Source organism: Paracoccus mutanolyticus, assembly GCF_003285265.1.
Classification (GTDB): Bacteria; Pseudomonadota; Alphaproteobacteria; order Rhodobacterales; family Rhodobacteraceae; genus Paracoccus; species Paracoccus yeei.
In genome coordinates this window covers 983,202-1,005,394 of the sequence record NZ_CP030239.1, presented here as the reverse complement: position 1 = coordinate 1,005,394, position 22,193 = coordinate 983,202, and the positions used below count along the sequence as shown (strand labels likewise).

Below are 22,193 nucleotides of genomic sequence, written 5' to 3'. Positions count from 1 at the left end.
GCCAGACTGCCGGGACTTTGAGGCAGCGATGACGAAAACCGAAAGCAAGATCCGCCCTGCTGTGCGACCCCTTCCGTTGAACCAGATCCTGGCGGGCGATTGCGTCGAGGTGATGAACGCGCTGCCTGAAAACAGCGTCGACCTGATCTTTGCCGACCCGCCCTACAACCTGCAGCTTCGGGGCGAACTGCACCGGCCGGACAATTCCCGCGTCGATGCGGTGGACGACCATTGGGACCAGTTTTCCGGCTTTGCCGCCTATGACAGCTTCACCCGCGACTGGATGGCGGCGGCGCGCCGCATCCTGAAGCCGGACGGGGCGATCTGGGTGATCGGCTCGTATCACAACATCTTCCGCGTCGGCGCCGAGTTGCAGAACCAGGGCTTCTGGATCCTGAACGACGTGATCTGGCGCAAGTCGAACCCGATGCCGAACTTTCGCGGCAAGCGCCTGACGAACGCGCATGAGACGATGATCTGGGCGTCGAAGTCAGAAGCCGCGAAATACACCTTCAACTACGAGGCGCTGAAGTCCCTGAACGAGGGCGTGCAGATGCGTTCGGACTGGGTGCTGCCGATCTGCACCGGGGCCGAGCGGCTGAAGGACGAGGATGGCGCCAAGGCCCATCCGACGCAAAAGCCCGAAGCCCTGCTGCACCGCATCCTGGTCGGCTCGACCAATCCGGGCGACGTGGTGCTGGACCCGTTCTTCGGCACCGGCACCACGGGCGCCGTCGCCAAGATGCTGGGCCGCGACTTCATCGGGATCGAGCGCGAGGCGGCCTATCGCGCGGTCGCCGAAAAGCGCATCGGCCGTGTGCGCCGTCTGGACAGCGAGGCGATCGCCACCGTCAGGCCCAAGCGCGCCGAACCCCGCGTGCCCTTCGGCCAGGTGATCGAGCGCGGCATGCTGCGTCCGGGCGAGGAACTGTATTCGATGAACAGCCGCCACAAGGCCAAGGTGCGCGCCGACGGCAGCCTGATCGGCAACGACGTCAAGGGCAGCATCCATCAGGTGGGCGCCGCGCTGGAGGGCGCGCCCAGCTGCAACGGCTGGACCTATTGGCACTTCCGGCGCGAGGGCAAGATGATCCCCATCGACATCCTGCGCCAGCAGATCCGCGCCGAGATGGAGGGCGAGGAAGGCCGCCCGCACTGATCCCCGCATTCGCCTGGTCCCGTCGACCCGCGCCATTCGGCCGCTGGCGGGACCGCCTTGCCCCGCCTTGCGGCCGCCCGCACGGCGGGGCCTTTTCGTTGCCGGGCGAATGTGGGAAGGTCGCGCCATGTCGCATCCCTATTCCGATCTTTCCGACAGGGCCTTCTGGCGCAGCGGCGTGGCCGAGGCCGACCCGACGGCCCCCCAGGACATCCACCGCCCCAAGTTCGCGCTGGACCGCGACGCCGCCATCGCCACGGCGGGCAGCTGTTTTGCCCAGCATGTCGGGCGGGCTCTGGCGGGCGCCGGGCTGAACGTTCTGGATGTCGAGCCGCCGCCGCGGCTGGCCGGGCGCGACCTGGCGCGGGCCTACGGCTATGGCGTCTATTCGGGCGCTACGGCAACATCTACACGACTCGCCAGCTGGTCCATTGACGAGGATGCGCGCACGGTCTGCGGCGATCCGGCGCAGGTTCTCGGCAGCGGGACGGGCGGTTCTACGACGCGCTGCGTCCCACGGTGGAACCCGGCGGACTGGCGCAGGCCGCCGAAGTCCTCGCGTTGCGGCGCGCGCATCTGCGGGCGGTGGCGGCGCTGTTTGCGCGATGCACGCATTTCGTCTTTACGCTCGGGCTGACGGAATGTTGGGCCGATCGGCTGGACGGGCGTGTCTGGCCGACCTGCCCGGGCGTGGTCGCCGGTCGCTTCGACGCCGCCCGCCACATGTTCCTGAACCTGGGCTTTCAGGACGTGCTGGCCGACCTGGAGCGGACACGCGCGCTATTGCAGGGGTTCAGCCCGGGGATGCGGATGATCCTGACCGTCTCGCCGGTGCCGCTGACGGCCACGGCCTCGGGCGGGCATGTGCTGGCCGCGACCGCGCGCTCCAAGGCGGTGCTGCGCGCCGCGGCCGACGAATTCGCCGCCGCGCATGCGGATGTGGATTATTTCCCGTCCTACGAGATCGTCACCAACCCGGCCGCGCGGGGCGCATTCTTTCAGCCGAACCTGCGCGAGGTGACGGCAGCGGGCGTGCAGGCCGTGATGGGGGCCTTTCTGGCCGCCCACGGCCTTGCCCCGCAGCCGAAGGCCCGTGCCGTGGCATCCCCCGATGCAGCCGACGCCGCCGAGGATGTCATCTGCGAGGAGATCCTGCTGGAGGCCATGCGCAAATGAGCCCCCGGAACGTGCTGGTGCTGGGCAATTCGCACACGGCTGCCCCCCGCATCGCGTTGCGCGACAACCCCGGCCGCTGGCCGGGCTTTGCGCCCGATGTCTTTGCCATGCCGGGCCACACCATCGCCGAACTCGACCTGCGCGACCGCGTCTTTCATCCGGCGAATGACGACGTGCGCAAGAAGATGGTCTATTACAATGGCGTGCCCGACCTGCCGGTGGCGGCTTACGACGCCTTCGTGGTGCTGGGCTGCCTGTCCTTTTCCTCGCTGCCCGCCCTGCAGGAGACGCATCGCAGCGGCGATTTCCCCTCGGTCGCGCGGGGCGAGGACTGCACGCTGATCTCGACCGGCTTTGCCGATGCGCTGGTCGCCCAACGGATCGAGCGGTCGCCGGCGCTGCGGCTGATCCGGGCGCTGGCGGGGCTGGGGCAGGGGCCTGTGGTCTTCATGGACACGGTTCTGCCCTCGGCCGATTGCCGGGACGATCCGCAGACCTTCGCTCCCCATGTCGAGATGGCGGCGCGGGGCGACGGGGCGTCCTATCACGCCCGCTATCTGCGCCTGCTGCGCCAGGCGCTGGGACAGGACGCGCGCCATGTGCCGCAGCCCGCCGACACGATCCTGGACGAGGTCTTCACCGCGCCGGAATGGATGCGGGGGTCCATGCGGATGCAGCCGCGCCGCGACGTCCCGCACGAATCGACGGAATACGGCCACGCCAATCCCGCCTATGGCGCGCGCCAGATCGACCTGATCGTGGCGGCGCTGGGGTCATAGCGCGTTGCGGGGCATCGGCAAGGCGCCCCGGTTATAGGGCTGCCAATCCTCGATCTCGGGATAGAACTGCCGGCGCCAGGCGCGCACACGCGGGTTCATCCGCCGCCGCCACAGGGGCGGGACCATGGCCAGGAAGGTCATCGCGGGATAGCCCATCGGCAGCTGCGGGGCCTCGTCCTGGGAATAGGTCTGCAGCAGGGGAAAGCGGCGGTCGGGCTTGTAATGATGGTCCGAATGGCGCTGCAGGTTGATCAGCAGCCAGTTCGTCGCGGTGTGCGAGCTGTTCCAGCTGTGGCGCGGCATGACGTGTTCGTAGCGGCCATCGCCCAGGTGCTTGCGGCTCAGCCCGTAGTGTTCGACATAGTTCGTCAGTTCAAGCTGCCAGATCGCGACAAAGGCCTGCCAGACGAACAGCCCCACGCCCCACCAGCCGCCGATCAGCGCGGCCAGCGCCAGCATCCCCAGTTGCAGCGCGCCGTAGCGCCAGAACGGGTTCCTGCGGTCGAGGGACGAGCGGCCCGCCCGGGCCAACACGTTCCTGCGATTTCTCGGCCTTCCAGGGGCCGTTCCCATCGCGGACGACAGTGAAGCCGTTGTTGAGCCGGTACTGCACGGTTCCGGCGGCATCGCTCATTTCCCGCGAATGATACACCAGAAGGTGCTCGGTCCTGAAATGCGAATAAAGCGTCGAGGCCAGCAGCAGGTCGCCCAGCCAGCGCTCCAGCGGGTTCTTCTGGTGCAGCAGTTCGTGCGCATAGACGATGCCGATGGTCCCCGAGGCAACGCCGATGCCAAAGAACAGGCCAAGGCTTTCCCAGCCGGACAGGCCCCCCCGCGTCGCCCACCAGATGCCGCCAAAGATCAGCGCGGCCTGGACCGGGAACCAGATGATGGTGATCGCGCGATACCAGAACAGCTGCGATTCCGGCGTCTCGGTATCGGGGTTTTCGTCGTTCAGGCCCAGGACGCTGTCCAGCACCGTCATCAGATACCAGGCGTAAAGCGGCATCAGCAGGAACCACCAGCCCCCCCAGCGCATGGCGATCAGGGCAAGCGGCACCATCCCGAGGGAAAGCCAGAAGGGAAGCGCATCGATCAGGCGGGCGCGAAAGGCAGTCTGCATGGGCTCATTCATAAGGGTTGGGGGACGGCTGGCCAGCGGGACGCGTCGTCGCAGGGCGGGCTTGCATGGGACCATTGGCACCGGGACGGGCCAGCGACCAGGCCTTGCGCATCAGACCGGGCAGCGCGCCGGGGTCGAATGCGCCAAGCGGCGACAGGGTGCCCCGTTCCGGCGGCGCGGTCAACCGGGCGCGCATCACCGTCAGGTCAAGCGCGAAATGGGTAAAGACATGGCGCACCAGCCCGACCTCCTGCCAGTCGGCGGGGGCGGGCGGGGGCAGGTCCGATCCGTCCCAGCCGGTCGAGGGAAAGGCCAGCGTGCCACCCAGCAGGCCGCGGTCGGGACGCGTCTCGACCAGGACGGCGTCGGCGGTCAGGCCGATCCAGACCGTGCCCTGGCGCAAAGGCTTGGGCTTTTTCGGAGCCTTGCGCGGCAGGTCGGCCGCGATGCCCAGGCGTCGCGCGTCGCAATGCAGGACCAGCGGGCAGATGCCGCAGGCCGGGCTGCGGGGGGTGCAGATCGTCGCCCCCAGGTCCATCATCGCCTGCGCGAAATCGCCTGGCCGGGCCTGGGGCGTCAGCGTTTCGGCCAGCGCGACCAGCCGGGGCTTGGCGCCGGGCAGGGGCGTTTCCACCGCGAACAGGCGCGCCACGACCCGCTCGACATTGCCGTCCACGACCGTCTCGGGCCGTTCGAAGGCGATGGCCGCGATCGCCGCCGAGGTATAGGCCCCGATCCCCGGCAGCGCGGCAAGCCCGGCCCGGGTGTCCGGAAAGCCGCCTCGGGCGGCCACCGCGCGGGCGCAGGCCAGCAGGTTCCGGGCGCGGGCGTAATAGCCAAGCCCCGCCCATTCCGCCATGACCCGGGCGTCCTCGGCCGCCGCCAGGTCCCGCACGGTCGGCCACAGGCTGGTGAAGCGTTCGAAATAGGACTTCACCGCCGCCACGGTGGTCTGCTGCAGCATCACCTCGGACAGCCAGACGCGATAGGGATCGGCCCCGCCGGCGCCCGGCGGCATCCGCCAGGGCAGCACGCGGGCATGGCGGTCGTACCAGGCCAGAAGCTCGGCCGATATCACCGGAAGGTCACGCAATTTTCAGTCTCTCCGCTCTGGCGTCCGGGCGCGGCAGGGTCCATTCTGCGCGCCAGTCTAACCATATGGTCACGGCATGGCCCCAAAGAAAGCCGATTCCCCCCCGCGCCGCCGGATGCGCGGGTTCGAGGCTGCGGCAAGCCTTGTCGCGAACCGCATCCGCTCGGTCGGCGAGGGCCGGGGATTCGCCGTCGCCCGCCTGCTGACCCATTGGCCCGAGGTGGTGGGCCCGGAGCTTGCCGCCCATACCCGCCCGGTCAAGATCACCCATGGCAAGGGCTTCGGCGCGACGCTGGTGCTGCTGGTCGCGGGCGCGCGGGCGCCCATGATCACCATGCAGCTGGACCAGATCCGGGCGCGGGTGAATGCCTGCTATGGCTTCAACGCGGTGGCCCGCATCACCCTGACCCAGACGGCGCCGACCGGATTTGCCGACGCGAACGGCTTTGCCGAGGCCCAGGCTGGCTTTGCCCCCGCGCCCCGCCGGGCCGTGCCCGCCGATCCCGCCAAGACGGAAAAGGCCGAGGCGGTCGCCCGCGCCTTCGACGACCCCCGGCTTTCCGCCGCCATGCGGCAGATGGCCCTGAACATCCTGTCCCGCCGGGACGCCAACGACCGAAAGGCCAATCCATGACCCTTTTCCGCCCCGTGATCGCAGCCCTGGTTGCCGCGATGACCGTCGCCGCCGTGCCGGCCGTGGCGCAGGACGCCAAGCCCGCCGAGAACGCCCAGGCCGCCGAGCAGATGCCCGAGGGCCGCGTCCTGCCCGACATCGCCCTGGGCGAGGCGAACGCGCCGCTGACCATCGTGGAATACGCAAGCTTCACCTGCCCGCACTGCGCCGCCTTCCATGACGAGAACCTGCCCAAGCTGAAGGCGGAATACATCGACACCGGCAAGGTTCGCTTCATCCAGCGCGACGTCTATTTCGACGCGGTGGGCCTGTGGGCCGGGATCCTGGCGCGCTGCGGCGGGGACGAGAAATACTATCCCGTCGCCGACATGCTGTTCGACGAACAAAAGACCTGGCTGGACGCCAAGACCGGAGACGAGATCGCCGCGAACCTGCGCAAGATCGGCGCCAAGGCCGGCATGACGCCCGACCAGATGGACGCCTGCTGGGCCGACAAGCAGAAGGTCGCCGACCTGGTCGCCACCTTCCAGAAGCACGCGACCGAGGACAAGATCGACGGCACGCCTAGCTTCGTCATCGGTGGCGAAAAGGTCCAGAACCAGCCGTGGGAGGACATGAAGAAGATCATCGACGCCAAGCTGGCCGAAGCCGGCAAGCAGGGCTGAGACGCAGGAACCCCGGCTCGCGCCGGGGTTTTTCATGCCCCTACAGCCCCAAGGCGGCCAGCCGGTCGTCCAGGGGCGTGGCGTCCTCAAGCTCCAGCCGCACGGGCAGGGCCAGGACCTGGGGGCGAAAGCTGCGGGGCAGGCGGGCCGCGTCCTTTTCCGTGGTGACAAGCTGCGCGCCCAGCAGGCGCGATTCGGTCTGAAGTCGGGTCCGCTAGTGCGCTGGGGTGCAGAGCTGGAGATCTCGCCCTCGGCCCGCGCGACTCGGCACCGAGAGTGCGCAGGGTGGCGAACTGATGAGTGCGCAGGGTAAACGGATTCATGCCAATGACATCACCGACCTGAAAAATCGGACTCTTATGATCTAAGGGAATGGCCGCGCAGATGCGGCAGGGCCAGGCGCGCTCCCCAGTCGGCGGCAAAGCGGGCTTGCGCCTCGGGTCCGCCGATCGACAGCAGCAGGTCGGCGCGGGCAAGGCCGCGGTCCACGGGTTCGCGCAGGGGACCGGCGGGCAGGCACAGGCCGTTCCCGAAGCCGCGCGCCGCATCGACCACCACCAGCGACAGGTCGTGGGACAGCGCCGGGTCCTGGAAGCCGTCGTCCAGCAGGATCGCCCGCGCCCCGGCCTCGACAGCCGCCCGCGCGCCGCTGGCCCGGTCGTCCGAGACCCAGACCGGGGCAAAGGCCGCCATCAGCAGCGGCTCGTCGCCGACCTGGGCGGCGTTGTGGCACGCCTCATCGACCCGCAGCGGGCCCTTTTCGGTGCCGCCATAGCCGCGCGAGACGACATGGACCTCAATCCCCCGCGCTAGCAGGCGCTGCGCCAGCATGATGACGGTGGGGGTCTTGCCGGTGCCGCCGGCATTGATGTTGCCGACGCAGATCACCGGCACGCCGACGCGGCTCCGGGTCCCGCGCGCCAGCCGCCGGGCCGTCGCCGCTGCATAGGCCGCGCCAATGGGCGCCAGCAACCGGGCCTGCAGGTCCGCCGGGCGGAACCAGAAATCGGGGGCGCGCCGGCTCATGCGTCGCGCTCCATCGCGGCGATCACCGTATCGGCGATGCGGCGCAGCACCGCCGCGCCGCCGGTGCTGACCGCCCAGGCGCTGCCCGCCAGCGCCGCCGCCTGGTCCGGCGCAGTCAGGCCGAGACGGCCTGGTCAGCGCCTCGGCACCATCAAGCGCGGCGCGCCCTGCGACACCGTGCTGCTGGTCCTCCTCGACAACCGAACCCTGGACCCGCGCGAGATGTGGGAAGCGTTGTATCGGGATGTCGAAGCGCGGCTCAGGGGCAGGGACGGTCCCTCGAACAGGGTGCCGCCCATGAAGCAGACCGGGGCCAGCCGATACCACAGCCCCATTTCATAGCTGTCCTCGGCGATCAGCACCTGGTCGTCGGCCTCGGGGTCGTCGTCCTCGGACCGCAGGACGGCGGCCAGGCCGAGCGCCTCGACCTCGGCCTGGATCTCGGGGACGGTCTCGGGCGGAAGGCCCGCCAGCACCAGCAGCGAGCGGTGGTTGTGGTGCAGCGCCGCCTGATGCGCGGCAAGCGCGGCCTTGGCCTCGGGCAGGGTGGGGCAGGCGGCAAGCCAGACGTGGCGGCCGCGCAGGATCTGGGCCAGGGCCGCGCGCTCGGCCTCGTTCGCGGGCAGGGGCGGCAGGGTTCGGTCACGGGACCCGTCACCTCGATCCGCGCGGGATCGGCGCCCAGCTGCCGGGCGGTCGTCGCCGCCGTCTGGTCGGGGGCCAGGACGTGCTGGACGCGGCCCATCAGACCCCTGTCCAGGATGCGGCGCCAGCGGCCGCGGTCGGCCTGATCGGCCAGCCGCGCCTCGGCCAGGATCACGGGCAGGCCCCGGGCCGCGGCCGCCGCGATCGCGCCGACGGCAGGCTGTCGCCCAGCAGCAGCGTGCGCGCGGCTCCGCGCCTGATCGTCTGCTCGGCCGACTGTGGGTCTTGGGGCAGGCCGACGTGCACGGCGCGCAGGGTCGCGCCCACGGCGGCCGGCAGCGGGCCACCGGAAAAGGCCAGGCGCAGGCCGGGCCGCCGCGCCAGCAGCGTGCGCAGAAGACCCGCAAGCGGGGGCGGGTCCTCGGCCGTGTCGGACAGGTGGACCAGCAGCAGCGGCGCCTCGCCCGGCGGAGGCTGGACGGCCTCGGCGGGCTCATGCGCCAGGGCCGCCCGGCGCCGCAGGTGCAGCCAAAGCGCGAGCGATGCGGTCGCCTGCATGGCGCTGGCCATCCCGGTGCCTCAGCCGGGCGGGATCAGGCGCCCAGTTCCTCGGTCGGGCTGACCTCGCGTTCCTCGTCGCGCAGCCGGTGCAGGTGGGCGATGAAATAGCGGGTGTGGGCGCTGTCCACGGTGCGCTGCGCCTCGGCCTTCCAGGCCGAGAAGGCGCTGGCGTAATCGGGGAAGATCCCCACAATATGGATGTTTCCGGTGTCGCGGAACTCGGTCCGGGTGGGATCGGTGAGTTCGCCGCCAAAGACGAGGTGAAGGCGCTGCGCCATCGGTGTTCTCCTGCTTGTCGAATTTCGCCGCGACCCTAGCCGAGGCGTCGGGCATTGTCACTTGCATCAAGCCCGCTGCGCTTCGCATTTGCAGAAGATCGTTCGCAATGCTAATAATGTGGGAAGCGGCAGGGGGCCTGGAGCATCCGGTCGTGGTGGTAAGGGTGACAATGTTTCGCCTGACGCCGCGGATGGCCGGTGGTGGGGCCATCCGCGGCGGTCGGTGGGGTGGGTGTTGTCGGGACTGGTGCGGGGGATTGAACACACACATTGGGATTCATCAGCGCTCAGATCGCATCGCCTCTTAGTACACCTTGGTATTCCGCTCTGCGCTCGCCTCGCGAGTTCATTGCAGCTCAAAGAGCAACCGCCTGAGGGTGGCCAAGGACCACCAGATTGCCAGAAGCAAAGGGTGAACTGTGTGAGCAAAGAGCAGATTGCGCGCCAAGGGGGCTGCGGCTCTAGGTCCCGGCAAGTATGTTGATGGCGCGGGGCTGTGGCTGGTGAAGCAAGAGCCTGCATGGGGCAAGTGGGTGCTGCGTGCCACCGTTCACGACAGGCTGCGAAATGGCGCCCGGGTCTTTCTCTGCGGTGCCTTGTCCGAGGCGCCGCAGGGCCGATGACGCCCGCGCCAAAGTTCGGGCGGATCTTGATCCGATCAGTGAACGCGGGCGCGAATAGCGGGAAACGTCTCGCAATCTCCACCCGTTGCCTCACGTGCTGAAAGGGTCATTCGCTTAGGCAAATCCCCGGTGACGCCCGGCATGTCATATCCGGAGGTGTCAAATCCTGCTTGACGCATGCACTCCAAGATGACCACAAGATTTCATGGTGTCCGATCGGCGTAAAATGCCCGGACTTAATCGGGAATGGGGAACGGGCAAACCACCAGTGGTGCCCCAAGCCTCAACCGCCCCCGCGACTGTATGCGGAGAGCGGCCTTCCAGGAAACCACTGGTCCGTCAGGACTGGGAAGGGGGAGGGCTGCTGTGACCCGCGAGTCAGGAGACCGGCCATGCAGATGAAGTCAAACGCTGTCGGTGGGACGGCAAGGAGAGACGAATGCATATCGAACCAGGCCTCGTGGATGGGGCCAAGATTCTTCTGAGTTATGTCACGGCAGCCGGCGCCGGCGCCTATGCCATCCAGCGCGCTCGGACCACGCTGCGCGAGCAAGGGGCAGCGTCATTCGCTGCACGCTCCATTGCCAGCACGGCCCTAGTGTTCTCGTTCTTCGAGATACTGCCCCATTTTCCCGTCGGAGTATCCGGGTCCATCTCATCCTCGGCTCGACCTTGTTTCTGATCTTCGGCGTGGCGCCTGCGGCGTTCGGCCTGGCCTTGGGGCTGCTCCTGCAGGGGCTGCTGTTCGCACCCTTCGACCTGCCCCAATACGGCATGAACGTGACCACCCTGCTGGTGCCGCTCTTTGCACTTGAGGCCCTCGCCCGCCGCATCATTCCGTCCGGCATGGCCTATGTGGATCTGAGCTATGGCCAGGTCCTGTCGCTATCTCTGGCCTATCAGAGCGGCATCGTGGCCTGGGTGGCATTCTGGGCGCTTTACGGTCAGGGCATGACCGCAGCCAACCTGGCCGCCATCAGCACCTTTGGCGGGGCCTACCTTCTTGTGGTCCTGATCGAGCCGGTGGTCGATCTTCTGGTGCTCGCCAGTGCCAAGGCACTCCGGGGCCTCAAAGGATCGGGATGGGTCACCCCTCGTCTTCACTCGGCTGGCTGATGCCTGTCTGAGCGGCAGCGTTTCGTGTTCAGAAACGCTGCCGGTCGGGCCAGAACTCGTCCCTGAAGCCGGGATACAGCTGCGCCAGAGCTACGCGCGGCTTGCTCCGCGTCTCGCCGCCCAAGCCGGGCGTCATGGCCATGTACAAAATGGATTTTATGCCGATTGAACTGGCTTCAATTCGACTTGGCATGCCGTATTACTCCGCGCACCACCTTGGCCAAGCGTCCGCCGGAAAAGGGGCCGCAGACGGCACGAATTCCGATGCCGGCTTGTCGTATTCAAATTGTTCAATAGGAAAGGAAATCTGGTGCGGGCGGCGGGACTTGAACCCGCACAGGCTTGCGCCCCAGGGAGTTTGAGTCTGCCGCGTCTACCATTCCGCCAAACCCCCAAGCGTGCCCCTGCGGGCGCGGGCGGGCATTGCAAGCCTTAGAAGCTGCGGGTCGGGCGGTCGAAGACCTTGCGCCCCATCATCGAGCCGACCAGATCGACCATCAGCCGCGCGGTCTTGCCCCGATCGTCAAGAAAGGGGTTCAACTCGACCAGGTCCAACGAGGTGACCAGCCCCGATTCGTGCAGCAGTTCGCAGACCAGATGCGCCTCGCGGAAGGTGGTGCCGCCGGGCACGGTGGTGCCCACTGCTGGCGCGACCGAGGGATCAAGGAAGTCCACGTCCAGGCTGACGTGCAGCAGGCCGTTTTCGGCCTGGACCCGGTCCAGGAAGGCGCGCAGGGGGGCCGCGATGCCCTGTTCGTCCAGCACCCGCATGTCGCTGACGGTGATCTCGGTCGCCTCGAGCATGGCGTGTTCCGCCGGATCGACCGAGCGGATGCCGAACAGGCAGATGTTTTCCCCGGGCACCGGCGCCGGAAAGGGCGGGAACGGATCGAACCCCATCCGCCCCGCCGCATAGGCCATCGGCGTGCCGTGCAGGTTGCCCGAACTGGTCGTCTCGACGGTGTGGAAATCGCTGTGCGCATCCAGCCACAGCACGAACAGCGGCCTGCCCGCCGCCATCGCGTGCGAGGCGACGCCCGCCACGGTGCCGAGCGACAGCGAATGATCGCCCCCCATGAAGATCGGCAGCCCGTCGGACATGGCGGTCGCGGCGCGGCCGACCGCGCCTTGGACCAGGCGACGTCCCGGCAGGTGGTGGACGGCGAGGCGCCAGGACACCCCCGCGGGGTGGTCGGCGCGACATCGCCGCGATCCTCGACCGTGTGGCCGAGATCCGACAGGGTGCGCGCGAGGCCCGCGACGCGGTAGGCGGCGGGGCCCATCAGGCAGCCGGGGCGGCGCTGGCCTTCGTCGACGGGGGCGCCGACCAGGATGCAATGGGTCATCGGTTCTCCTGCGGTGGGGGCCGCGGGACGCGGCCGGTCTAGCTCCGGATGCCCTTGAAACGCTCTTGCCATTCGTCGCGTTGCTCGTCGGTGATCTTGGCGAACAGGACCTCGGGGACCGTGAAGGCGTGGCCGGGCGGCAGGACCCGCAGCGCGGCGGCCAGGTCGTCGGGCCAGTCGCGGTTGCCGCTGCGCATCGCGTCCAGCATCGCATCGCTGGCGAAGGGAATGAAAGGCATTGAAAGAACGGCATAAAGCCGGATCAGGTTCAGGCCCAGCCGGACCTGCATCGCGGCCTTTTCGGGGTCGGTCTTGACCGTGGACCAGGGCGCGGCGGATTGCAGGTATTCGTTGCCCAAGACCCAGATCGCGCGCAGTTCGGCGGCGGACTTGCGGACCTCCATATGGTCCATGAAGGTTTCATAGGCGCGGATGCGGGTGGTCAGCGCCTCGATCAGGGCCTGTTCCTCGGGGCCGTAGCTGCCGCCTTCGGGGACGGTCTCGCCGAACTTGCTGCGGCAGAACTTGGTGATGCGGCTGACGAAATTGCCCAGAACGTCGGCCAGATCCTTGTTCACGGATTGCTGGAAGTTGTCCCAGGTGAATTCGCTGTCGCCGGATTCCGGGGCGTGCGACAGCAGCCACCAGCGCCAGTAATCGGCCGGCAGGATCGACAGCGCCTGGTCCATGAATACGCCGCGGCCCTGCGAGGTGCTGAACTGGCCGCCGTCATAAGTGAGGTAATTGAATGACTTGATATAGTCCACGAGCTTCCAGGGTTCGCCCGAGCCGATGATCGTGGCCGGGAAGCTGAGGGTGTGGAAGGGCACGTTGTCCTTGCCCATGAACTGGGTATAGGTCACGTCCTGCGCCCCTTCGTCCAGGCGCCACCAGCGGCGCCAGGCACTGTCGGGCTCGCCCCGCTTGTCGGTGCCCTCGGCGGTAGCGGCGATGTATTCGATGGGGGCGTCGAACCAGACGTAGAAGACCTTGCCCTCCATCCCCGGCCAGGGCTGATCGCCCTTCTTGACCGGGATGCCCCAGTCGAGATCGCGTGGCGAGCGCGCCGGAAGCCCTGTCGCGGCACTTTGCCGAGCTCGGCTTTCCGGTGGTCAGGATCGGTCTCGAAGCGGGTCCCCTGTCAAGCCATTGGTGATGGTCTGATCATTCAGGCGCGCTGGCGAGGTAGAGATGCTTGGTCCGGCGCACTTCGAGATTGGTCGAGCCCGAGATGGCGCTGCGCGGCTCGATCAGGTCGGTGGGGTCGAGCTGCTTGGTGCAGTTCTCGCACTGGTCGCCGCGGGCCTTGTCGTAGCCGCAGTTCGGGCAGGTGCCCTCGATATAGCGGTCGGGCAGGAAGCGGCCGTCGTCGATGGAATAGATCTGGCTTTCCTCGACTTCGGAGATCCAGCCGTTTTCGTCGAGCTTGCCGGCGAAATGCTGGGTCAGGACGTGGTTGCGTTCCGAGGAGGAGCGGCCGAAATGGTCGAAGGACAGGCCGAAGTTCCGGGCGATTTCCGCCTGGATTTCATGCATTTCCGCGCAATAGACCGCGACCGGCTTGCCCGCGCTTCTGGCGGCCAGTTCGAGCCGGTAGTCCCGCCGCAGCGGTGGGTGAAAACGAAAATGAACTGCGTGAAGCGGCTTGGCCTGCGGCTGATGTCACGGGACTTCGACCGCCAGGTTGCCGAGGTCCAGATCCGCGCAGCGGTCATGAATCGCTTCACGGCCCTCGGCATCCCGGTCCATGCGGTGCGGCTAAGGGGTCGGCGCCCTGTCTAGCCGCGATGGGGCGGCTTGGAAAGTCCTGCGGGCGTTGCAGGGCCTGGCCGCGCAACGGGGCGCGGGCAAAGGGTCCGAAAGCCCGGGAAAACATGGGGTTTCGGGGGGTGACCCGCGTGCACCGCGCGTACACGGGGCGTACACCGGGCGTCGGACGGGACGGCATCGGGGGCGAAGGAAGGGGGCTCTGCCCCCACGCGCCCAAGGGGCGCGTCCCCCCGGGATATTGGGACACGAAAGACTTCAGGGGTGGAGTTGCAGCGCGCGGTCGAGGGTTTCGATGACGCGCGCGCTGAGCGGCAGGCGGCCCGCGCGGAGGTCGTCCAGCGGGAACCAGGCGGCGTCCAGCGCGTCGTCGGCGGCGACGGGCGCGCGCGCCGGTCCGGTCGGCCGGCAGAGCACCGCCGCGAGCAGGAAGTGAAAGCGCAGCCCGCCGCCGGCGTCGCGTTCGATCACGTCGATATTGTCGATGTAGCAGAGCGGGCTGGCGGTCAGGCCGGTTTCCTCGTGCAGTTCGCGGGCGGCGGCGGCAAGGGCGGTTTCGCCCGGTTCGACATGGCCGCCCGGAAAGCCCCAGAGCCCGGCATCGGGCGGGTTGCGGCGGCGCACCAGCAGCGCGCGCGCCCCGCCGTCAGGCCCGGGGTCGAGCAGGACGGCCAGCGCGGCCAGCACCGGGCGGGAGGCGCCGGCATCCATGCGGGCCGCCATCCCCGGGTCAGCGCCGGCGGTCGCGCCGCGAACTCATCGGCTGGAAGGCCACGCCGACATGCGCCTCGCAATAGGGCTTGCCGGGGGCCGAGGGCAGGCCGCAGAACCAGAACTTGTCCGTCGCCGGGTCGCCGATCGGCCATTTGCAGGTCCGTTCGGTCAGTTCCATCAGCGTGAGCTTGCGGGCGCGCTTTTCGACCTCGCGCACCGAGGCCAGCGCCTCGGGGCTGATCTCGTTGGCCGAGGGCTGCGGCGGCAGCGGCTGGCCGGCGGGCACGATGGTGCGGCGGTTGAAGCCGGCCGGCTGGGAGGCTGCGGGCTCGGCCGGGGCGGCGGGTTGCGCCTCATCCTCGGGCTCGGGGTCGGGCTGGGGCGCGGGGGCCGCCGCGGCGGCGGGCTGGGGCGCGGCCTTGGGTTCGGGGCGAGGCTGGGCCGAGCCGCCGTCGGGGCGGGGGCCACGGGGGCAGCGGGCGCCGCCTCGGCGGGGGCGGCCTCGTCCTCGGCCCGGTTCGACAGGCCCAGACGGTGGACCTTGCCGATCACCGCGTTGCGGGTCACGCCGCCCAGTTCCTTGGCGATCTGGCTGGCGGATTGACCTTCGGCCCACATGCGTTTCAGCGTCTCGACGCGCTCGTCGGTCCAGGACATGGCTTGCCTTTCCTGCACCGCGACGGTCGCCGGTGCACATCTGTTCGTGTCTTCAATTCCGCGGGACCCCGCCTTAGAACCGGGGTCCGGGAATGGGGATAGCCAGATTTACCCGCACGAACCCGCAAATTCAAGGAGCGCCGATGCAACCCGACCCGACGATTCCAGGATTTCGCCAGATGGGCGTGCGCCGGTTCGGCCGCGTGAACTGGCTGGGGCTTTATACCCTGGCGCAGCGCGAGATCATGCGCTTCATGAACGTCTGGCAGCAGACCATCTTTGCGCCGCTGATGACCTCGGCGCTGTTCGTGGTGGTCTTTGCCCTGGCGTTGGGCCAGAACCGGGGCGAGGTCATGGGCCTGCCCTATCTGGCCTTCCTGGGGCCGGGCATCCTGATGATGACGGTGATCCAGAACGCCTTCGCCAACACCTCGTCGAGCATCATCTCGGCCAAGATGCAAGGCAATATCGTCGACACGCTGATGCCGCCCCTGTCGGCGGGCGAGATCCTGACCGGCTATCTGGCGGGGGCGCTGGTGCGCGCGCTGATCGTGGCGGGGGCCATCGGCCTGGGCATGGCGCTGGTCATCGGCCAGGGGATCGCGCTCCGCCTGGGCGCTGGCCTTCGTCGTGCTGGGGGCGCTTCTGATGGGGGGGCTGGGTCTGCTGGGCGGGATCGTCGCCCAGAAGTTCGACCACATGGCCGCGATCACCAATTTCATCGTGACGCCGCTGTCCTTCCTGTCGGGCACCTTCTATTCGGTGCAGGCCCTGCCCGAGCCGTTCCGCACGCTGGCGCACTGGAACCCGATCTTCTATCTGATCGACGGGGCGCGCTACGGCTTTGCGGGCGTGTCGGACGCGCCGGCGCTGCGCGGGCTTCTGGTCTGCGGGCTTGCCGTGGCGCTGGTCCTGGCACTGGCCTGGCGCTGGCTGGACCGCGGCTATCGCATGAAGGCCTGAAACCTTGCGCCGGGGGCGGTTTCGCGCTATCTGGCGGCCATGATCGTTCGGACCGCCCAGATTGCCCGTCCCCGACGTTGACCTGTTCGACGTCCGATCCTGCCTGCCCTTCTTCCTGTCAACCTGCGCCGCCTTGCCGCGGCATTCCGCGAGGACAATCCCATGATTTCGCACGTCCTGCCGACCTACAACCGCGCGCCCATCGCCTTTGAGCGCGGCGAGGGTGCCTGGGCCATCGCCACGGACGGCACGCGATACCTGGACCTGGGCGCGGGCATCGCGGTCAATGCGCTGGGCCATGCGAACCCCGCCCTGGTCGCCGCGCTGACCGAACAGGCGGGGCGGATCTGGCATGTCTCGAACCTGTACCAGATCCCCGAGCAGGAGCGGCTGGCCGACCTGCTGGTCGCCCATACCTTCGCCGACACCGTCTTCGTCACCAATTCCGGCACCGAGGCCGCGGAGCTGGCGATCAAGATGGCGCGCAAATACTGGTCCGAGAAGGGCGAGGACCGCAGCGAGATCCTGACCTTCGAGGGGGCGTTCCACGGCCGTTCGACCGGGGCCATCGCCGCCTCGGGCGGGGAGAAGATGGTCAAGGGGTTCGGGCCGCTGATGCCGGGCTTTGTCCACCTGCCCTGGGGCGACATGGATGCGCTGGAGGCGGCGATCTCGGAGCGCACCGCCGCCGTCATGCTGGAGCCGGTGCAGGGCGAGGGCGGCATCCGGCCGCTGCCCGACGCCGACCTGCGGCGGGTGCGCGCGCTGTGCGACCGGACCGGGGCGCTGCTGATCCTGGACGAGGTGCAGTCCGGCATGGGCCGGACGGGCAAGCTGTTCGCGCATGAATGGGCGGCCGTCAGCCCCGACATCATGATGGTGGCCAAGGGCATCGGCGGCGGCTTTCCGCTGGGCGCGGTGCTGGCGACCGAGGCCGCGGCCGCGGGCATGGCGGCGGGCACGCATGGCTCGACCTATGGCGGCAACCCGCTGGCCTGCGCGGTGGGCGCGCGCGTCATGGAGATCGTCGCCGACCCGGCCTTCCTGGCCGAGGTGAACCGCAAGGCGGGGCTGCTGCGCCAGAAGCTGGAGGCGCTGGTCGCAGCCCATCCCGAGGTCTTCGAGTCAGTGCGCGGCCAGGGGCTGATGCTGGGGCTGAAGTGCAAGGTGGCGCCGGCCGACCTGGTCAAGGCGGGCTATGCCGAGCACATCCTGACGGTGCCGGCGGGCGACGGCGTGCTGCGCCTGCTGCCGCCCCTGACCATCACCGACGCGGAGATCGCCGAGGCCGTCCAGCGGCTCGACCGGGCCGCCGGGCGGCTGGAATAGCGGCTTTCCGGGGCGGAAAGGCCGGCGCGGGGCCTTGACCTTGCGCCGGCGACGCGGCTTGCTGGCCGCAAGCATCGAAAGACAGTGACAATGAACAGTTTCCTTGACATCCATCTGACCGACAAGGCCGCCTTGCGGGGCATGATCGACAGCGCCCGCCGGATGAAGGACGCCCGCGCGGGCCAGCCCCGGGGCGCGCTGGACGCGGACCTGGCGCTGAAGAACCGGATGGTGGCGCTGATCTTCGAGAAGCCCTCGACGCGGACGCGGGTCAGCTTCGACCTGGGGGTGCGGCAGATGGGCGGCTCGACCATGGTGCTGTCGGGCAAGGAGATGCAGCTGGGCCATGGCGAGACCATCGCCGACACCGCCCGGGTGCTGTCGCGCTATGTCGACCTGATCATGATCCGCACCTTCGAGGAGGCGACGCTGCTGGAGATGGCGGAATACGCCAGCGTGCCGGTCATCAACGGGCTGACGAACCGCACCCATCCCTGCCAGATCATGGCCGACGTGATGACCTTCGAGGAGCATCGCGGCCCGATCGCGGGCCGCAAGGTGGTGTGGTCGGGGGACGGCAACAACGTCTGCGCCTCGATGATCCATGCGGCGGGGCAGTTCGGCTATGACTTCACCTTCACCGGACCCTCGACCCTGGACCCCGAGCCTGAGGCCGTGGCCTTTGCCCGGGCGCAGGGCGTGACCGTCGCCATCGAGCGCGATCCGATGAAGGCGGTCGAGGGGGCGGACCTGGTGGTCACCGACACCTGGGTGTCGATGCACGACCCGCAGTCGGCGCGCGAGCGGCGCCACAACCAGCTGCGCGGCTATCAGGTCAACGAGGCGCTGATGGCGCGGGCCAAGCCCGATGCGCTGTTCATGCACTGCCTGCCCGCGCATCGCGACGACGAGGTGACGAGCGCGGTGATGGACGGGCCCAATTCGGTCATCTTCGACGAGGCCGAAAACCGGCTGCACGCGCAGAAGGCCGTCATGCGCTGGTGCCTGGGGGTCTGAAGGCGGCCGTCGGCCCGGGACCGCTTGCGATGGTGCCTGCCCGTGTGGCAGGCGGCCGAGGGTGGCGGGGGCTCTGCCCCCACGCGCCCGGCGGGCGCGTTCCCCCGGGATATTTCGACACGACAGAAGCCCGGGGCGGGACCGGCGGGCGCGCGCCGTCAGTTTTCCCGGAAGGCGCGGGTGAAGTAGTCGCTGAGCGGCTTCATCAGATAGGCCAGCGGGCTGCGTTCGCCGGTCTGGACATAGACCTCGACCGGCATGCCGGGCACCAGGTCGAGGCCCTTGAGCTTGGCGATCTGTTCGGGCGGGATCGTCACCTCGGCGCGGTAATAGGGCACATGGGTCGCCTGGTCGACGAGCGTGTCGGCCGAGACGCGGCTGAGCACGCCGTCGATTTCCGGCGTCGTGCGCGACGAGAAGGACGAGAACCGCAGCACGACCTGCTGGCCCGGATGCACCTCGTCGATGTTGATCGTGGCGATGCGGGCGGCCACCACCAGCGGGCGGTCCTGCGGGATGATGTAAAGGATCGGGTCCGCCGCCCGGATCACCGAACGCGGCGTCGTGACCTGGGATTCCTGCACCACGCCTGCGACCGGGGCGCGGATTTCCAGCCGGGCCACCTGTTCGGTCAGCGCGCGGCGGCGTTCGGCCAGTTCCAGTTCGCGGTAACCGAGGTCGCGCAGCTCGGTTTCGGCCTGTTCGCGATAGGCGGCGGATTTTTCCAGCCGCGACAGGTCGATCTCGGCAAGCTGCGTTTCCGCCTGGGCGCGGCTGGCGGTGGTTTCGCCCAGGAGCCCGTCGAGGCGCGCCGCCTCGCGTTCCAGGGCCAGGACGCGGGGCGCCTGGGCCAGGCCCTTGTCGAGCAGCGTGCGCTGGTCGCGCAGTTCCTGGGCGATGAAGTCGCGCTGCTTTTGCAGGGCGTCGTTCTGGGCGTCGATGCCCTTGATCTGCGAGCCGATCTGTTCGGCCTGCTTGGCGAGCTGGCCGAGCGACTGGTTCAGCGTGTCCATGCGGGCGCGGAACAGGTCCTGCTGGCCCGCCATCAGCGCCCGATAGTCGGGATGGGTGCGGGAGGCGGCGACCAGTTCCTCGGGGAAGACGATTTCGGTGCGGTCGGAGCGCTCGGCCTCGAGCCGGCCGCGGCGGGCGAGGATCTCGAAATATTGGCCCTCGACGATGGCGAGTTCGGTACCCAGAAGCGCCCCGTCCAGCCGGATCAGCGGCTGGCCGGCGGCGACGGTCTCGCCCTCGTGCACGAGGATTTCGGCGACCACGCCGCCGTCGGGATGCTGGACGATCTGGCGGCGCTGTTCGACCTCGACCTGGCCCGAGGCGACCACGGCGCCGCTGATGCGGGCGGCGACGGACCAGAGGCCGAAGCCGCCGACCAGCAGGGCCAGCGACAGGACCCCCAGCAGGATGGCGCCCCGGGCCGACCAGTCCGGTCGCGCCGGCGGCGGGGCGGCGGCGGGTGGCGCCGGCTGCGGCGCCGGACGGGCCGCGGCCGGGTCGTGGGGCAGCTTTTCGACGGCGGCGCGCGCGCGTTTCAGGTCGGTCATGTCACCCCTCCGCCCTGGCCCTTGGACCGCGCGATCTGTTCGGCGTTGCGCACCACGGACTGCAGCACCTCGTCGCGCGGGCCGAAGGCGCGGCGCATGCCCTGTTCCATCACCAGAAGCAGTTCGCATTCGCTGATCGCGGCGGGGCGGTGGGCCATGATGATGACCGCGCCGCCGCGCGCCTTGATGGTGCGGATCGCCAGGTTCAGCGCCGCCGAGCCTCGTTGTCGAGGTTCGAGTTCGGCTCGTCCAGGACAAAGATCGCCGGGTCGGCGTAAAGCGCGCGCGCCAGGCCGATGCGCTGGATCTGCCCGCCCGAAAGCCGGCCGCCGCTGTGGCTGACGGGCGTGTCATAGCCCAGCGGCAGATCCAGGATCATGCGATGCGCGGCGGCGGCGGTGGCGGCGGCGACGATCCGCTGCGGGTCCGGGTCGGGCGAGAGGCGGGCGATGTTTTCGGCGATGGTGCCGTCGAACAGCGTCACCTGCTGGGGCAGGTAGCCGACCAGGCCGCCCAGCACGTCGGGATCGTATTGGTCGAGCGTCGCCCCGTCGAGCCGGATCGAGCCGCCGGCCACCGGCCAGGCCCCGATCAGCGCGCGGGCGAGCGTGGTCTTGCCCGCGCCCGAGGGGCCGATGACACCCAGCGCAAGGCCGGGGCCCAGGTCGAAGCTGACGCCGCGCAGGGTGGGCGCGGTCTGGCCCGGCGGCACCACGGTCAGGTTGCGCACCTCGAGCTGGGCGCGGGGCCGGGGCAGGGGGGTGCGGGCGGGGCTGGGCGGGCGGCGCGACAGCAGGTCGCCCAGCCGCTTCCAGCCGTCCTGGGCGCGCTGGACGATGGACCAGCCGCCTACCACCTGTTCGATCGGCGCGAGTGCGCGGCCCATCAGGATGGAGGAGGCGATCATCGCGCCCGGCGTCACCTCCTGGCGCAGCACCAGCCAAGCGCCGGCGGCCAGAAGCGCGCTTTGCAGGAACAGGCGGAAGGTGCGGGAAAAGACGGTGAAGCCGGTGGCGCGGTCCTGGCCCTGCATCGCGGCCTCGGTCGCGGTGTCGCGGGCGGCCTGCCAGCGCCGGAAGGCCGCCTGCCGCATCCCGAGCGAGCCGATCAGCTCGCCCTCCTCGCGGTAAAGGTCGGACATGCGTTCGGCCGATTGCGCTGCGATGCTGGCCTTTTGCAGCGATTCGCGGCCCATCCACTGGTTCAGCAGCGTGGCCACGACCAGGACCAGAAGGCCCGCCGTCGCGACCGCGCCCAAAAACCAGTGGAACAGGAAGACCGCCGCCAGGAAGAAGGGCGCCCAGGGCAGGTCGAACAGCGCCATCAGCACGGGCGAGCCGATCAGGCGCTGCACGGCCTCGAGATCGCGCATGCCGCCCTTGACCACCGCCTCGGACCCGGTGACGCCGCCGTCCTGCAGCGCGGCGGTGAACACCCGCCCCTCCATCCGTTCCTGGAAGCGGGCGGCGACGCGGGCCATGACGCGGTTGCGCGCCAGGTCCAGCAGGCCCATCAGCAAAAACAGGAACACCACCAGCAGGAACAGCGCCGTCAGCGTTTCCACCGAGCGCGAGGCCAGGACGCGGTCGTAGACCTGCATCATGAACAGCGGGCCCGTCAGCATCAGCAGGTTCACGGCAAACGAGAACACGCCGACAAAGGCGTAGAGATGCCAGGCGTTGCCGCGCGCCTGAAGCAGTTCGTTTCGGCCGTCGTGTCGCATCGGCGCCAGGGCCATGCCGCTTCCTTCCCAGATCGTCCCGCCGGGCTTGCCCGGAGTCGTTGCAGCGCATATCCCAAAGCTACGGCCCGGAACAGGAACTATTCCCGCCCCCCGGCCTGAATCCGCCAGTTGCCCGACCGGGCATAGCAACGAAAGGTTATCACAAGATTGACGCGCTGGATCATCGATGTGACACACAGCTTTTGCCGAATCTCGACCTGGTGCCGGGGGGCATCC

The 22,193-nt window shown here is 69.0% G+C and carries 15 protein-coding genes, 9 pseudogenes and 1 riboswitch; of the genes and pseudogenes, 10 read left to right on the top strand and 14 right to left on the bottom strand.

The features are described from left to right. Positions 1-28 precede the first annotated feature (28 nt). From DPM13_RS05490 to DPM13_RS05480, 4 genes are all read left to right on the top strand, one after another. Positions 29-1,159, top strand: a complete 1,131-nt coding sequence (locus DPM13_RS05490; RefSeq protein ID WP_080621015.1) for a site-specific DNA-methyltransferase — start codon at positions 29-31, stop codon at positions 1,157-1,159. A gap of 127 nt (positions 1,160-1,286) precedes the next feature. After that, a complete protein-coding gene (locus DPM13_RS20505; RefSeq protein ID WP_189654850.1) occupies positions 1,287-1,796 on the top strand; it encodes a hypothetical protein in 510 nt (169 codons plus the stop codon). Beyond that, the gene (locus DPM13_RS05485) at positions 1,745-2,335 is read left to right on the top strand and encodes a GSCFA domain-containing protein (RefSeq protein ID WP_262983262.1); all 591 of its coding nucleotides are present in this window, start codon (positions 1,745-1,747) and stop codon (positions 2,333-2,335) included. The genes DPM13_RS20505 and DPM13_RS05485 overlap by 52 nt, the downstream gene beginning before the upstream one ends. After that, entirely contained in the window at positions 2,332-3,114 is a 783-nt protein-coding gene (locus DPM13_RS05480) for a hypothetical protein (protein ID WP_112887605.1), read from the top strand. Before DPM13_RS05485 ends, DPM13_RS05480 begins: the two co-directional genes overlap by 4 nt. Here DPM13_RS05480 and DPM13_RS05475 read toward each other — a convergent pair. Together DPM13_RS05475 and DPM13_RS05470 are read right to left on the bottom strand one after the other, a co-directional pair. Next, positions 3,109-4,237, bottom strand: a pseudogene (locus DPM13_RS05475) (alkane 1-monooxygenase). The gene DPM13_RS05480 and the pseudogene DPM13_RS05475 overlap by 6 nt on opposite strands. A gap of 4 nt (positions 4,238-4,241) precedes the next feature. After that, positions 4,242-5,255: an A/G-specific adenine glycosylase gene (locus DPM13_RS05470; RefSeq protein WP_112888707.1), complete on the bottom strand. Its 1,014-nt coding sequence runs from the start codon at positions 5,253-5,255 to the stop codon at positions 4,242-4,244. A 151-nt stretch (positions 5,256-5,406) separates the two neighbouring features. Between DPM13_RS05470 and DPM13_RS05465 the strand changes: the two genes are divergently transcribed. Further along, on the top strand, positions 5,407-5,964 hold the full coding sequence (locus DPM13_RS05465; protein WP_028718339.1) for a DUF721 domain-containing protein: 558 nt from the start codon (positions 5,407-5,409) through the stop codon (positions 5,962-5,964). Beyond that, a complete protein-coding gene (locus DPM13_RS05460; RefSeq protein WP_080621009.1) occupies positions 5,961-6,629 on the top strand; it encodes a DsbA family protein in 669 nt (222 codons plus the stop codon). The genes DPM13_RS05465 and DPM13_RS05460 overlap by 4 nt, the downstream gene beginning before the upstream one ends. A gap of 40 nt (positions 6,630-6,669) precedes the next feature. Here the strand turns inward: DPM13_RS05460 and lpxK are convergent. From lpxK to DPM13_RS05440, 5 genes and pseudogenes are all read right to left on the bottom strand, one after another. After that, positions 6,670-7,655 (bottom strand): annotated as a pseudogene (lpxK, locus tag DPM13_RS05450) (tetraacyldisaccharide 4'-kinase). A 134-nt stretch (positions 7,656-7,789) separates the two neighbouring features. Beyond that, positions 7,790-8,017, bottom strand: coding sequence for a hypothetical protein (locus tag DPM13_RS24840; RefSeq protein ID WP_262983261.1), 228 nt, complete (start codon positions 8,015-8,017; stop codon positions 7,790-7,792). After that, positions 8,011-8,475 carry a glycosyltransferase family protein gene (locus DPM13_RS22300; RefSeq protein WP_262983260.1) on the bottom strand — a complete coding sequence of 155 codons (465 nt, stop codon included), beginning with the start codon at positions 8,473-8,475 and terminating at the stop codon, positions 8,011-8,013. Before DPM13_RS22300 ends, DPM13_RS24840 begins: the two co-directional genes overlap by 7 nt. After that, positions 8,472-8,858 carry a hypothetical protein gene (locus DPM13_RS22295; protein WP_223252367.1) on the bottom strand — a complete coding sequence of 129 codons (387 nt, stop codon included), beginning with the start codon at positions 8,856-8,858 and terminating at the stop codon, positions 8,472-8,474. Before DPM13_RS22295 ends, DPM13_RS22300 begins: the two co-directional genes overlap by 4 nt. Before the next feature lie 35 nt (positions 8,859-8,893). Next, entirely contained in the window at positions 8,894-9,139 is a 246-nt protein-coding gene (locus tag DPM13_RS05440; protein WP_080621007.1) for a DUF4170 domain-containing protein, read from the bottom strand. An 812-nt stretch (positions 9,140-9,951) separates the two neighbouring features. Then, positions 9,952-10,171: riboswitch (cobalamin riboswitch) on the top strand. A gap of 30 nt (positions 10,172-10,201) precedes the next feature. Here DPM13_RS05440 and DPM13_RS05435 point away from each other — a divergent pair. Next, positions 10,202-10,878 (top strand): annotated as a pseudogene (locus tag DPM13_RS05435) (energy-coupling factor ABC transporter permease). Positions 10,879-11,310: 432 nt separating this feature from the next. Here DPM13_RS05435 and rocF read toward each other — a convergent pair. The 5 genes and pseudogenes from rocF to DPM13_RS05410 all read right to left on the bottom strand — a co-directional run bounded on the left by rocF (position 11,311) and on the right by DPM13_RS05410 (position 15,362). Then, positions 11,311-12,224 (bottom strand): annotated as a pseudogene (rocF, locus tag DPM13_RS05430) (arginase). Between the two features lie 38 nt (positions 12,225-12,262). Beyond that, positions 12,263-13,282, bottom strand: a pseudogene (locus DPM13_RS05425) (methionine--tRNA ligase); the annotation flags it as partial. Between the two features lie 120 nt (positions 13,283-13,402). Further along, a pseudogene (locus tag DPM13_RS26655) lies at positions 13,403-13,811 on the bottom strand (class I tRNA ligase family protein); the annotation flags it as partial. Between the two features lie 438 nt (positions 13,812-14,249). Further along, positions 14,250-14,702 (bottom strand): NUDIX hydrolase, encoded by a 453-nt coding sequence (locus DPM13_RS05415; RefSeq protein ID WP_080622797.1) that lies wholly within the window; start codon positions 14,700-14,702, stop codon positions 14,250-14,252. 19 nt (positions 14,703-14,721) lie between these two features. After that, positions 14,722-15,362, bottom strand: a pseudogene (locus DPM13_RS05410) (GcrA family cell cycle regulator). A 143-nt stretch (positions 15,363-15,505) separates the two neighbouring features. On the opposite strand from DPM13_RS05410, the pseudogene DPM13_RS05405 reads away from it, so the two are divergent. The 3 genes and pseudogenes from DPM13_RS05405 (at position 15,506) to argF (ending at position 18,671) form a co-directional block, all read left to right on the top strand. Continuing rightward, positions 15,506-16,325 (top strand): annotated as a pseudogene (locus DPM13_RS05405) (ABC transporter permease). A gap of 162 nt (positions 16,326-16,487) precedes the next feature. Then, the gene (locus tag DPM13_RS05400; RefSeq protein WP_112887603.1) at positions 16,488-17,654 is read left to right on the top strand and encodes an aspartate aminotransferase family protein; all 1,167 of its coding nucleotides are present in this window, start codon (positions 16,488-16,490) and stop codon (positions 17,652-17,654) included. A gap of 90 nt (positions 17,655-17,744) precedes the next feature. Then, positions 17,745-18,671, top strand: a complete 927-nt coding sequence (argF, locus tag DPM13_RS05395; protein ID WP_028718998.1) for an ornithine carbamoyltransferase — start codon at positions 17,745-17,747, stop codon at positions 18,669-18,671. Between the two features lie 158 nt (positions 18,672-18,829). On the opposite strand, the gene DPM13_RS05390 is transcribed toward argF, so the two are convergent. Beyond that, positions 18,830-20,233, bottom strand: a complete 1,404-nt coding sequence (locus DPM13_RS05390; RefSeq protein ID WP_112887602.1) for an HlyD family type I secretion periplasmic adaptor subunit — start codon at positions 20,231-20,233, stop codon at positions 18,830-18,832. Then, positions 20,230-21,971, bottom strand: a pseudogene (locus DPM13_RS05385) (type I secretion system permease/ATPase). Before DPM13_RS05385 ends, DPM13_RS05390 begins: the two are co-directional and overlap by 4 nt. Positions 21,972-22,193 lie beyond the last annotated feature (222 nt).

What these genes read in the sequence shown, in the direction of transcription:
- DPM13_RS05465 (WP_028718339.1), top strand. Translation starts at nt 5,407, where the DNA reads ATGGCCCCAAAGAAAGCCGATTCCCCCCCGCGCCGCCGGATGCGCGGG.
- DPM13_RS05440 (WP_080621007.1), bottom strand. Translation starts at nt 9,139, where the DNA reads ATGGCGCAGCGCCTTCACCTCGTCTTTGGCGGCGAACTCACCGATCCC.
- DPM13_RS05490 (WP_080621015.1), top strand. Translation starts at nt 29, where the DNA reads ATGACGAAAACCGAAAGCAAGATCCGCCCTGCTGTGCGACCCCTTCCG.
- DPM13_RS05390 (WP_112887602.1), bottom strand. Translation starts at nt 20,233, where the DNA reads ATGACCGACCTGAAACGCGCGCGCGCCGCCGTCGAAAAGCTGCCCCAC.
- DPM13_RS05415 (WP_080622797.1), bottom strand. Translation starts at nt 14,702, where the DNA reads ATGGATGCCGGCGCCTCCCGCCCGGTGCTGGCCGCGCTGGCCGTCCTG.
- DPM13_RS20505 (WP_189654850.1), top strand. Translation starts at nt 1,287, where the DNA reads ATGTCGCATCCCTATTCCGATCTTTCCGACAGGGCCTTCTGGCGCAGC.
- DPM13_RS05470 (WP_112888707.1), bottom strand. Translation starts at nt 5,255, where the DNA reads ATGCCGCCGGGCGCCGGCGGGGCCGATCCCTATCGCGTCTGGCTGTCC.
- DPM13_RS05480 (WP_112887605.1), top strand. Translation starts at nt 2,332, where the DNA reads ATGAGCCCCCGGAACGTGCTGGTGCTGGGCAATTCGCACACGGCTGCC.
- argF (WP_028718998.1), top strand. Translation starts at nt 17,745, where the DNA reads ATGAACAGTTTCCTTGACATCCATCTGACCGACAAGGCCGCCTTGCGG.
- DPM13_RS22295 (WP_223252367.1), bottom strand. Translation starts at nt 8,858, where the DNA reads ATGCAGGCGACCGCATCGCTCGCGCTTTGGCTGCACCTGCGGCGCCGG.
- DPM13_RS05460 (WP_080621009.1), top strand. Translation starts at nt 5,961, where the DNA reads ATGACCCTTTTCCGCCCCGTGATCGCAGCCCTGGTTGCCGCGATGACC.
- DPM13_RS05400 (WP_112887603.1), top strand. Translation starts at nt 16,488, where the DNA reads ATGATTTCGCACGTCCTGCCGACCTACAACCGCGCGCCCATCGCCTTT.